Source organism: Aeromonas sp. R6-1 (assembly GCF_040908165.1).
GTDB classification, from domain to species: domain Bacteria; phylum Pseudomonadota; class Gammaproteobacteria; order Enterobacterales; family Aeromonadaceae; genus Aeromonas; species Aeromonas caviae.
On the sequence record NZ_JBFODF010000020.1, the window covers coordinates 1 to 11,963 of the forward strand.

An 11,963-nucleotide genomic window follows, 5' to 3' on the forward strand; every position below is an offset into this window, starting at 1 on the left:
GACGGCGGCGAGCGAGAACAACCTGGTCCTCAATGGCAACGTCATCACCAACGACGTGCAGGGGGCGGATGGTGCGGCGGTGACCGCGGGCACCCTGAGCGGGACCTACGGCAGCCTGGTGCTCAATGCCAACGGCACCTACACCTACACCCTCAACCCGAACGACGGTGACTTCAAGGCGCTGACCGGGGGCGGGGTGGGCAGCGAAGTGTTCACCTACACCCTGACGGATGCGGACGGAGACGTGAGCACGGCGACCCTGACCCTGACCATCAAGAACGACGATGACGGGGTGACCATCACCAACCTGACGCCCAAGGGCGAGGGCGGGGATGTGAAGGTGTACGAAGACGACCTGCTGGCGACCCGCGGCGAGAACGAGTCGGCGGGGTCGGACAGCAGCAAGGAGTCGACCACGGTGACGGGGGACTTCACCATCAGCGCGCCGGACGGGGTGAAGACCCTGAGCGTGGGTGGCATCAACATCGTGGTGAACGGGGTGGTGGCGGGCTTCCCGCTGAGCGGGGTGACCACGCCGCTGGGCAACACCCTGACCATCACCGGGTACAACCCGGCGACCGGGCTGGTGAGCTACAGCTACACCCTGAACGACAACGAGGCGCACCCGACGGCGAACGGCAACAACAGCCTGTTCGAAGACTTCGCGGTGAGCCTGGTGGACAGCGACGGGGACTCGGCTTCGAACACCCTGAGCGTGCAGATTGTCGATGACGTGCCGACGGCCAACGATGATGCTGACAGTGCCACTGAAGGTGTGTTCACTCCGGTGACGGGTAATGTCATTACCGGGGCGGGGACCATCGGCGGCACAGCCGGTGCCGGGGTGGACGTCATGGGGGCGGATGGTGCGGCAATCAGCCAGGTCGTGAGCTCGAACGGCAATTCAGACAGTAATCCTGCCGGTGGATTCACTGTGACCGGGCTGTATGGGACGCTGACCATGGGGCTGGATGGCGAATACAGTTATACGCTCACGGCGGCATCGGTTCCCGTGGGGGCCTCGGAGGTATTTACCTACACGCTCAAAGATGGCGATGGTGATACGGATCCGGCAACTCTGACCATCAATATTGCTCAGGATACCCGTGTCCCTGTATTGACCATCGGCAATGCGACGGTTGATGAGGAGGGACTGCCTGAGGGGACGGCTGCCAGTGGTAATTCGGAGATATTCAATGGCAGCTTCACCATCAACACCCAGGGGGAAAATCTGACTACCTTGACCATCGGTGGGCAGTCTTACAACTTGACCAGTGGCGGCAGTCAGACCTTGATCAACAATACGGAAGGAATGCTGACGGTAACCGGTGTCAGCGGACCCACGGCCGGTGTCTACACGGTGAACTATACCTACACGCTCAAAGACAATGTGCTGACTCACAACGTTCAAGGCAACAGTGATACAGCGAATGGTCCGAGTTTCGTCGTGTCGGCTACGGATGCCAGTGGCGACAGTGGCACGGGTAACCTGCAGGTTGTGATCAGCGATGATGCCCCCATTGCCAATGCTGTTACCAATGCAGGCCAGGCGACTCAGGTGCAGAACACGAATCTGATGTTGATCCTCGATATCTCCGGCAGTATGGGTGATCCATCGGGCTATCAAGGCATGACTCGGATGCAGGTGATGCAAAAGTCCGCTTTGGAGCTGCTGGACAAATACAGCGCCTACGGCAGCGTCATGGTCAATATCGTGACCTTCTCCACTTCAGCCGCCAATCCGACCGGGGTGTGGGTCTCGGTCGATGTAGCCAAGGCCATCATCCTTGGCCTTACCCCCACGGACTCGACCAACTACGATGATGCACTGAACGAGGCAATCAAAGCCTTTGGCGATACAGGTAGACTCGCTAATGCGCAAAATGTTTCTTACTTCATGTCGGATGGTCTGCCAAATGCCAACTCGTTGAGCGGTACCCCCGCCACAGTTCCTGATGGCAACAACTCGCTTGGCGGTGGGAACGGGATCGATGGTGACGGCACGACACTGAGCGGTGAAACCAAGGACTGGGCCGATTTCCTGACGGCGAACAACATCAATTCATACGCGCTCGGGATGGGCTCGGGAGCAACCCAGTCTGCACTGGATCCCATCGCCTACAACGGGGTCAGTGGTGCCAGTCCGGCGAATACCACCGCAGTGGTGGTGACTGACTTCAGTCAACTGACCGCGACCCTTTTGAGCACTGTGGTAGCTCCGCCCCTGGCAGGACAACTGATCAACGGGGTAGCAGCGAGTGCTGGGGCCGACGGTGGCTGGCTCAATGCCATTACCGTGGGGGGGGTGACTTATACCTACAACCAGAAGACGGACTCCGCCGGCGTCTCGGGAGGAACATCAGTCGGGACTTTCAATACAGCGACCAATGAATGGACCATTACACTTGCAGGCGGCATCCTCAAGGTGGATATGGACAACGGCGCCTACACCTATACTCCGCCGACATCCATTCCGGTCGGGGGGATAAACCAGGTCGTGGGTTACAGTGTGATAGACAACGATGGGGATACTGCGTCCAGCACCTTGTCCATCGTTATCAACCCGGCGGTCGGTCCTACCGTGGTTCGTGATGACTTTATCATCACCAACCAGGACCCGGCGACCATTCCGGATTGGGCTCTGCTTGCCAATGACACCGGGCCTCTGGCTGCGACCCAGATGATCACGGGCATCTCGGGAGCCGTTGGAGGGACCGTCACAGACAATGCAGGCTCGGTAACATTTGACAATACTTCCGGCAATGCTACCCCCAGCTCTTACGAGGGTTCGTTCAACTACACCAATAGCACGACCACAGATACGGCCAAGGTGTATGTGGATGTGCAGAGCGGTTCGACACTCACCGGGAGCTATCTCGACGAGATCCTGATCGGGGGGTCTGGAAACGATACGCTCAACGGGAATGCCGGTAACGACATCCTGCTTGGGGGGCTCGGCAACGACACCTTGAATGGCGGCAACGGCAATGATACGGCCAGTTACTTCGACAGCGCTGCTGGGGTCACGGTCACAGTCAATGGCGCCAATCAGAATACCGGAGGGGCGGGGACAGACAGCCTGAGCAACATGGAAAACCTGGTAGGGTCCATGTTCAACGACAGCCTGACCGGCGATGGCAATGCCAACGTCCTGAGCGGACTGGCAGGTAACGACATCTTGAGTGGTGGTGGGGGCGACGACCTGCTGATTGGGGGTACCGGCAGCGATACCCTGACTGGTGGGGCTGGCAAGGATACCTTCAAATGGATGGCAGGTGATGCAGGAGGCACGGATACCATCAAAGACTTCACCACGGGGGCCAATGGAGATGTTCTGGACCTGAGTGAACTGCTCAGTGGTGAGCATGCCGATGCGAGCACACTGGATCACTATCTTACCTTTGCTCCTGGTCCGGGCAGTGGCAAGTCGACTCTGACCATTGATCTGGATGGCGCGGGAAGTGGCACCACGACTCATACCATCCTCTTTGACAACGTGGATCTGACGGCTGGCAAATCCAATCTGCAGATCATTCAGGATCTGCTGGATCAGGGCAACCTCAAGGTCGATCCGTAAGCAGGGTATGGGGGCCGGGTGTGCCCGGCCCCTGTTATTTGATGGAGTGGGCAGATAAGATAGCTGCAGTATCAGGAGAGGGTCACCATGCAGTCATTCAACTGGGTCGACATCGACGGCATTCGCTATAGCTGGAACGGGCAGGACAATATCGTCTGCACCGGCCGCTTTGGCTATCAGGCCACGATGACGGGTGACACGCTCAACGGTCTGGAGCTGGAGAGCGAAGATGGTGAGGTGGCGGGGTTGCTGAATGTGGACTTTGCCGCTTCTCGTATCAGCTTCACGCCAGCAGAGGATGCCCCCCTGCCCCACATGATGGTGCTGGTCGGCCATGAGTGGGGGCAGCAGGAGTATTCGTTGCAGAGCCTGAGCGATACCTCCTTGCAGGGGCTGCTCAGCCACGGTGAGGAGCTTGACTGGGGGGCGCTGGCCGTCGTGACGACGTCCGAGCCGAATCTGCCATCACAAGGTCATGTTCTGTCGTGGGATTCGTTCCACTTTGAGGATGAATCGCTGTTTGGCAGCCAGGCGCCTGCTCCCGTGATGACAAGCCATGGCAATTCAGGAGGAGGGGAGATCAGCATCAATATCGACATGACCAATCAGGTGCTGGACCAGATCCCGCCGACACACGATATATGAATCCCAATCGACGACATGCATAATGACCTCCATCTAAATGATGGAGGTTTTTTTATGTGGCGTCCCCTTCTTACCCTGTCCGCGCTGGTTGTCAGTGCTCCGTTGCTTGCCATCGAGGTTCCTCAAGCCCCCCATCTGGTCGTCAGTGGCTATGCGGAGCAGAAGGCTGAACCAGACATGCTGACGCTCAATGTCGCCGTCACGGCACTGGAGAAGCAGGGCATCAAGGCCAAACAGCAGGTAGATACCAAGGTAGCTGCCTTCTTTGGCCAGCTGGAGAGCCTGGGCATCAAGCGCAGCGACGTCGAGGCGGGCAACCTGGTGATCTCCCCCGAGTATCAGTATCCCCAGAACAAGCAGCCTGAAATGGTGGGTTACCGTGCCCAGCGCCAACTGGCCGTCAAACTCTATCAACTCGACAAACTCAGCCAGTTGATGGATACCGCCCTCAAGGCGGGTCTGGAGTCCGTGACCCAGATAGAGTACGGCCTGAAGTCACCACAGGTCATCAAGGAGCAGGCCCGGCTTGGTGCTGTCGCTGATGCCACGAGCAAGGCGGAGTCCCTGGCCAAGGCTTTCGGCATGAAGCTTGGCAAAGTGTATAGCGTTGAATACCGCAACAGTTCTCCCATGCCGGTCTATACCCGTGCCATGAAGGCTGCGGCAGCCCCTGCCGCCGACATGATGGAAAACAGCTATCAACAGCAGCAGATCAGCATCACTGACAATGTAGAAGCCGTCTTCCTGCTGGAATAACACAGCCCCTTTGTCCATCACTCAAACCCGAGGCAACCCCTCGGGTTTGTCATTACAGGGGCTGGCAGGACTAGCGAGCCGCGAACTGGGTCAGGTGAAACGGGAATGGAGTAAAAAAATGCCGGTCAGTGACCGGCATTTTTGCTGGAGGAGGCTTGATGCCTAGCCCAGGTTGGTCGCCAGCTTGCGTTGGCTCTTCTGTTTGAGCAGATAGCCGATACCGAGTACCAGGACCCAGGCCGGGATCAGCTCGACCGAGATGCGGGTGCCATCGTTCATGTACATGATCACCAGGATGGCGGCCATGAAGGCGAGGCAGAGGTAGTTGCCAAACGGGCTCCACAGTGCCTTGAACTTGGTGGTGACGCCTTCTGCAGCCTTCACCTTGCGGAACTTGAGGTGCGCCAGGCTGATCATGGCCCAGTTGATGACCAGGGCGGAGACCACCAGGGACATCAGCAGACCAAAGGCCTTGCCCGGGATCAGGTAGTTGATGAGCACGCACAGCAGGGTGGCCGCGGCCGAGATGGTGATGGCGGTCAGGGGCACGCCGCTCTTGCTGGTCTTGAGCAGGGCCTTGGGGCCGTTGCCCTGCTTGGCCAGGCCAAACAGCATGCGGCTGTTGCAGTAGACGCAGCTGTTGTACACCGACAGCGCGGCGGTCAGCACCACCAGGTTAAGTACGTTGGCTACCAGGTTGCTGTCGAGCGCATGGAAGATCATCACGAACGGGCTGCCGCCTTCCACTACCTTGCCCCAGGGATAGAGGGAGAGCAGTACGGTCAGGGCGCCGATGTAGAAGATGAGGATGCGGTAGATCACCTGGTTGGTGGCCTTGGGGATGCTCTTCTCGGGATTGTCCGCTTCCGCTGCCGTGATGCCGACCAGCTCCAGACCGCCGAAGGAGAACATGATGAAGGCCATGGCCATCACCAGCCCGCCGACGCCGTTGGGGAAGAAGCCACCCTGGGCCCAGAGGTTGCTGACCGTGGCCTCGGGGCCACCGCTGCCGGAGAACAGCATCCAGCCGCCGAATCCGATCATGCCGAGAATGGCGACCACCTTGATTATGGCGAACCAGAACTCCATCTCGCCGAACGCCTTGACGTTGGAGAGGTTGATGGCGTTGATCAGCACGAAGAAGAAGGCCGCCGACATCCAGGTCGGGATCTCGGGCCACCAGTACTGGACATAGATGCCGACTGCCGTCAGCTCGGCCATGCTCACCAGCACATAGAGCACCCAGTAGTTCCAGCCGGAGGCGAAGCCGGCGAAGTCACCCCAGTACTTGTAGGCAAAATGGCTGAATGAGCCGGCAACCGGCTCTTCCACCACCATCTCGCCCAGCTGGCGCATGATGAGGAAGGCGATGAAGCCGCCGATGGCATAACCCAGCAGCACCGCAGGGCCCGCCATCTTGATGGTGTCGGCAATGCCGAGGAACAGGCCGGTACCGATGGCACCGCCCAGTGCGATGAGCTGGATATGGCGGTTTTTCAGACCGCGCTTGAGCTCCTCGCCGTGTTGTTGAAGATCCATTCTTCCTTCCTTACGTCGCTGAAATCACTCGGCTCGCGTCCCGTCAGCCACAGCACGTCCTCTGCCTGGCGCGGCATCTTGTGCCGAAAACGTGACGAAATCCGTATTTATATCGTTACGGTTTGCCGCTGGCTGTTTTTTGTAGCGGCTACCAACCCGAGCAGAATAGTGATAATCGACCGTCCATGCACCTGTTTTCCTCATCATTGGCTGCTGTTTTGTGCGCCATGCAGGTTTTTCATGATCTGGAAAGGGGTTTTGAGAGTGATTGCTGATTTTGTGTTCTGGTGGATTTGCGCCTGTTGACGCGAATTGGTTTTTATGATGCTTTTGCCTTTTGATAAAAAGGGACTCATATGATGGAGCGTATAGTCGGTGGCCTGGTGATGGCCGTGCTCTGGCTCGGGATCTGGCTCTCCCCCATGTTGCTGACGATGGCGATGAGCAGCCTTGTTGTCTGGGGCTGGTTGGGAGCGGATTACCTGGTGAACCACGTCGCCATGGTGCTCATCCTTGCTGCCGGGATGGGGTTGGTGCCAGCCTGCTGGCTGAGCGAGCGAGTCCGCAAGGGCAGGGGACTCATCCATTTTCACGGCATGTTGATGAACAACAAGGAGCTCAACAAGCCCTGAGCCTGCTTGCCCCGCGAGTGATAGGATGCCAGCGACGATGCTGGCATCATTTTTTCATCCTGTTTCTCTGTTTCGTTATCTTGCCACTCACCTGTTTAATGGTGCGCTGTGCTGTCACAGCCTTGAAGGTTAGCAGAGCTGGCGGCGAAGGCCGGTTGCTTCCAGGATCTTGGCGCTGATCTCCTCGACCGAGTGGGAGCTGGTATCGAGGAAGCGGATCGCCTCCTGGCGGAACAGCCTCTCGACGCTGGCCAGCTCCTGTTTGCATTGATCAAGCGAGGAGTAGCGGCTGTTGGCGCGGCGCTGGTTGCGGATCTCGTGCAGCCGCTGCGGCATGATGGTGAGGCCGAACAATTTGTGGCGATTGGCCTTGAGGGCGGCGGGCAGCTCCAGCGATCCCATGTCCTGCTCGATAAAGGGATAGTTGGCGGCGCGAATGCCAAATTGCAGCGCCAGATAGAGGCTGGTCGGTGTCTTGCCGCAACGGGAGACCCCGATGAGGATGATGTCTGCCTCGTCATACTCCCTGGTGGTGATGCCATCGTCGTTGGCCAGCGCAAAGTTGACCGCTTCGATGCGATCGTCGTAAAGCTTGCGGTTTTCCATGCCATGGGTGCGATGTAACCTGGGTTCGGCCTTGATACCGAGCTCCTGTTCGAGAGGGCTCACGAAGGTGTTGAGAAAATCGTGGCTGCTGGCCTGGGCCTTGAGCACCTCTTCACGCACCATGGGGTCGACGATGGTGTGAAACAGAATGGGGCGCACCCCGGTCTGGCGAAACTGCTCGTCAATGCGTGCCCGTACCTGGCGCGCTTTCTCCTGGGTCTCGACAAAGGGGATAGTGACCTGCTCGAAGGCCAGGGGAAACTGGCTCAACACGGCGTGGCCGAAGACTTCGGCGGTGATGGCGGTGCCGTCGGATACATAGAATACGGTGTGCACTGCGGACTCCTGTGGTGCGCTCCAGAGGGCGGCGAGAAATAAGTATCTCTCGAAACCATATCGTTTTTGTCAACAGATCTGCCATGCCCAAGTTGTGAACTCGCTTGCAAACCTGAGTCGTTACCTTTTTGTGTCGCTATTGTAGAATGCCTGTGTCAAACGACCATCCCCAACTCTTGCTCGGGGATTTTTTTGACAATAAATAGAAAACGTTTTCATGGTCGTTGGCAACAGACACTAACAAAAACACACGACTTGGCACAGCAGGTGAATTGTCACCCTGGCCCCCCAACCTGGAGACATGCAAATGCAACAGTACGTACTCTGGTACGAACAGCTCGGTATGCAGGACGTTGAACGCGTCGGCGGCAAGAATGCATCCCTTGGCGAGATGATCAGCAACCTCTCGGGGGTCGGCGTGTCCGTGCCGGGCGGGTTTGCGACCACGGCCTTTGCGTTTAACGAGTTTCTGGAGTTAAGCGGCCTCAACGGCAAGATCCATGACTTGCTCGACAGTCTGGATGTGGATGACATCGCCGCCCTCAACCGGGCCGGTCAGCAGATCCGCGACTGGGTGGTGGAAGCACCCTTCCAGCCCGCTCTGGAGCAGGCGGTGCGCGAGGCCTATGACAAGCTGAGCGCGGGGCTCGAGGCATCCTTTGCCGTGCGCTCCTCCGCCACCGCGGAAGACATGCCGGATGCGTCGTTTGCCGGTCAGCAGGAGACCTTCCTCAACGTGCGCGGCATCGATGCCGTCATGACTGCCATCAAGCATGTGTTTGCCTCTCTGTTCAACGATCGCGCCATCTCCTACCGGGTCCATCAGGGCTATGACCACAAGGGGGTCGCTCTCTCTGCCGGGGTGCAGCGCATGGTGCGCTCGGATCTCGCTGCCTCCGGCGTCATGTTTACCCTGGACACCGAATCCGGCTTCAACGACGTGGTCTTCATCACCGGCGCCCAGGGTTTGGGCGAGATGGTGGTGCAGGGGGCCGTCAACCCGGACGAGTTCTATGTGCACAAGCCGACCCTCAAGGCCGGGCGCCCTGCCGTGGTGCGCAAGACGCTGGGTTCCAAGCTCATCAAGATGACCTACTCCGGGGATGCCGGTCATGGCCGTCAGGTGAAGGTGGTCGACACCACCGATGCCGAGCGCAACCGCTTCTGCATCACGGACGAGGAAGTGATGGCCCTGGCAAAGCAGGCCCTCATCATCGAGCAGCATTACGGTCGTCCGATGGACATCGAGTGGGCCAAGGATGGTCAGGATGGCAAGCTCTACATCGTTCAAGCCCGTCCGGAAACCGTGCGTAGCCGCCAGGAAGCCAATACCCTCGAGCGCTTTGCCCTCAAGCAAACCGGCAAGGTGCTGATCGAGGGGCGCGCCATCGGCCACAAGATTGGCGCGGGTCCGGCCCGTGTCATCTCCTCCATCAGCCAGATGGATGAAGTGCAGCCTGGCGATGTGCTGGTCACCGACATGACGGATCCGGATTGGGAGCCCATCATGAAGCGCGCTTCCGCCATCGTCACCAACCGGGGTGGACGCACCTGTCACGCCGCCATCATCGCCCGGGAGCTTGGCATTCCGGCAGTGGTGGGTTGTGGCAACGCCACCGACCACATCCAGGATGGTCAGCTCATCACCGTCTCCTGTGCGGAAGGGGATACCGGCTTCATCTATGACGGCGAGCTCGACTTTGACGTGGCGGTGACCGAGGTGGGCAATATGCCGCGCCTGCCCATCAAGATCATGATGAACGTCGGCAATCCGGACCGCGCCTTCGATTTTGCCCAGTTGCCGAATGCCGGCGTGGGCCTGGCCCGCCTCGAGTTCATCATCAACCGCATGATCGGGGTCCATCCCAAGGCGCTGTTGGAGTTCGATCAGCAGACCCCGGAACTCCAGGCCACCATCACCAGGATGATCGCGGGCTACGAGAGCCCACGGGAGTTCTACGTAGCCAAGCTGACGGAAGGGATCGCCACCCTGGCGGCCGCCTTCTGGCCTGAGCGGGTCATCGTGCGGATGTCGGACTTCAAGTCCAATGAGTACGCCAACCTGGTGGGGGGCCGTGGTTACGAACCCCATGAAGAGAACCCCATGATCGGTTTCCGTGGCGCGTCGCGCTACATCGCCGACAGCTTCCGCCCCTGCTTCGCCCTCGAGTGCGAGGCGATGAAACGGGTGCGGGATGTCATGGGGCTGACCAACGTCGAGGTGATGATCCCCTTCGTGCGTACCCTGGGTGAGGCGGAGCAGGTGGTGGAGATACTGGCTGAGAACGGCTTGCGCCGTGGCGAGCGCGGCCTGAAAGTCATCATGATGTGCGAGCTGCCCTCCAATGCGCTGCTGGCGGACAAATTCCTCGAGCACTTCGACGGCTTCTCCATCGGCTCCAATGACATGACCCAGTTGACCCTGGGGCTGGATCGGGACTCCGGGCTCATCGCCCACCTGTTCGACGAGCGCAACGAGGCGGTCAAGGCACTGCTGGCCATGGCCATCGCCGCCGCCCGCAAGGCGGGCAAGTACGTGGGGATCTGCGGCCAGGGGCCGTCCGATCACCCGGACTTCGCCGCCTGGCTGGTCGAGCAGGGGATCGATTCCGTGTCGCTCAACCCGGATACCGTGGTCGACACCTGGCTCTATCTGGCCGAGCAGCACAAGGCCGGCTGAGCCGCTTTTGTGCCTGTGTGGCGATAGCGCTGCACTGTGATAAAAGACACGGCGTCCGAGAGGGCGCCGTTTTCATGCCGGCATGCGGTGCATGTCTATGTTGTCCGATGCCTGCCTTCTCCTGCGCAAAAATGGCGTGCCAGATCATGCTGTTACGATCCACAACCTCGCCGAACTATAGGCCAATCTGAGGGCCGGGATGTCGATAAGGGCGTCGGGGGAGGCCGTGCGTGGCCATGAGCCCGAGCCGCAGGCAGGCTAGGCTGTGTTCTTAAAGTGATGAAGATATAATCTCACATCTTCTCAACAGCTTAAGATCCATTCCGTGTCCCGCCGTTATCAGCTGACTGATGCACAATGGGGGCTTATCGAGCCCCAGTTTCCTTCTCGAAGCCTGATCGGGCGCCCTACCCGTGAACCGCGCCAAGTGCTCGATGGCATTCTCTGGATACTCCACACCGGAGCTCCTTGGCGAGACCTTCCAGAACGTTTCGGACCATGGAATTCGGTCTACAACACCTTCCGGCGTTGGCAGGATGCAGGCCGGATTGATGCCATTCTGGAAGCGCTGCAACTCAAGCTCAATGAAGAAGGGCTCATCGATTTCGACCTGTGGTGCCTGGACGGCTCCAATGTCAGAGCATCCAAAGATGCTGCCGGTGCACGTAAAAAAACACCTCAATGAATCAAGCCCTTGGCCGTTCGCGGGGAGGTTTCGGCAGCAAAATTCACTTGGTCACGGACCGTCATGGCTTACCACTGAGCTTCTGCCTGTCACCGGGGCAATCAGCAGAAATCAGCTATGCAACAAGCGCGTTGGCCATGGCGAGGATACCAACGTCATCAGGTCGCTACCGAACACGGCCAGCGCATCTTGCCGCAGACAAGGCCTATAGCAGCAAAGCCTTTCGAGCCGAGCTACGGCGGAGAAGGATAAAAGCGGTCATTCCGCAACGCAGCGACCAGCAACGGCGCCATAAGGGGCGTCCATTGGTACTGGACAAGGTGCATTACCGCAGGCGCAATGTCGTGGAGCGGTGCTTCGGTTGGTTGAAGAAGTTTCGCCGGTTTTCAACGAGATATGAAAAGCTAGCCAAGAGTTTTGCAGCCTTTATCAAACTGGCTTTTTGCCTTCGCTACTTGCGCGAGTTATGTGTGGACAGAAAACCAGCATTTTGAGAACACAGCCTAG

Annotated in this window: 8 protein-coding genes; 6 read left to right on the top strand and 2 right to left on the bottom strand. The window is 58.8% G+C overall.

Annotated elements, in window-relative coordinates; genetic code table 11:
- The 3 genes from AB5Y68_RS04530 to AB5Y68_RS04540 all read left to right on the top strand — a co-directional run.
- On the top strand, window positions 1-3,577 hold a 3,577-nt coding region (locus tag AB5Y68_RS04530), incomplete at its 5' end, for a beta strand repeat-containing protein (RefSeq protein ID WP_368206929.1).
- Between the two features lie 87 nt (window positions 3,578-3,664).
- Entirely contained in the window at window positions 3,665-4,222 is a 558-nt protein-coding gene (locus AB5Y68_RS04535; protein ID WP_010675157.1) for a hypothetical protein, read from the top strand.
- 54 nt (window positions 4,223-4,276) lie between these two features.
- Window positions 4,277-4,978 (top strand): SIMPL domain-containing protein, encoded by a 702-nt coding sequence (locus AB5Y68_RS04540; RefSeq protein WP_010675156.1) that lies wholly within the window; start codon window positions 4,277-4,279, stop codon window positions 4,976-4,978.
- A gap of 162 nt (window positions 4,979-5,140) precedes the next feature.
- Here the strand turns inward: AB5Y68_RS04540 and AB5Y68_RS04545 are convergent, their stop codons facing one another.
- Window positions 5,141-6,517, bottom strand: a complete 1,377-nt coding sequence (locus AB5Y68_RS04545) for an amino acid permease (protein WP_039041364.1) — start codon at window positions 6,515-6,517, stop codon at window positions 5,141-5,143.
- 356 nt (window positions 6,518-6,873) lie between these two features.
- Here AB5Y68_RS04545 and AB5Y68_RS04550 point away from each other — a divergent pair, with 356 nt between their 5' ends.
- A complete protein-coding gene (locus AB5Y68_RS04550) occupies window positions 6,874-7,149 on the top strand; it encodes a hypothetical protein (RefSeq protein WP_080770124.1) in 276 nt (91 codons plus the stop codon).
- Window positions 7,150-7,278: 129 nt separating this feature from the next.
- Here the strand turns inward: AB5Y68_RS04550 and AB5Y68_RS04555 are convergent, their stop codons facing one another.
- Complete coding sequence (locus tag AB5Y68_RS04555) at window positions 7,279-8,091, bottom strand: pyruvate, water dikinase regulatory protein (RefSeq protein WP_010675153.1); 813 nt, start codon at window positions 8,089-8,091, stop codon at window positions 7,279-7,281.
- A gap of 307 nt (window positions 8,092-8,398) precedes the next feature.
- Between AB5Y68_RS04555 and ppsA the strand changes: the two genes are divergently transcribed.
- Both ppsA and AB5Y68_RS04565 read left to right on the top strand, forming a co-directional pair.
- A complete protein-coding gene (ppsA, locus tag AB5Y68_RS04560; protein WP_039041363.1) occupies window positions 8,399-10,771 on the top strand; it encodes a phosphoenolpyruvate synthase in 2,373 nt (790 codons plus the stop codon).
- A gap of 325 nt (window positions 10,772-11,096) precedes the next feature.
- Window positions 11,097-11,950, top strand: a protein-coding gene (locus AB5Y68_RS04565) for an IS5 family transposase (protein ID WP_368206892.1) whose coding sequence is annotated in 2 segments (ribosomal slippage) — window positions 11,097-11,439 and window positions 11,439-11,950 — 855 coding nt in all. Because the reading frame shifts where the segments join, the coding sequence is not laid out codon by codon here.
- Window positions 11,951-11,963: the final 13 nt, after the last annotated feature.

Bases quoted from the DNA above. Each gene is read 5' to 3' on its own strand.
- AB5Y68_RS04550 (WP_080770124.1), top strand. From the start codon at position 6,874: ATGATGGAGCGTATAGTCGGTGGCCTGGTGATGGCCGTGCTCTGGCTC.
- AB5Y68_RS04535 (WP_010675157.1), top strand. From the start codon at position 3,665: ATGCAGTCATTCAACTGGGTCGACATCGACGGCATTCGCTATAGCTGG.
- AB5Y68_RS04540 (WP_010675156.1), top strand. From the start codon at position 4,277: ATGTGGCGTCCCCTTCTTACCCTGTCCGCGCTGGTTGTCAGTGCTCCG.
- AB5Y68_RS04545 (WP_039041364.1), bottom strand. From the start codon at position 6,517: ATGGATCTTCAACAACACGGCGAGGAGCTCAAGCGCGGTCTGAAAAAC.
- ppsA (WP_039041363.1), top strand. From the start codon at position 8,399: ATGCAACAGTACGTACTCTGGTACGAACAGCTCGGTATGCAGGACGTT.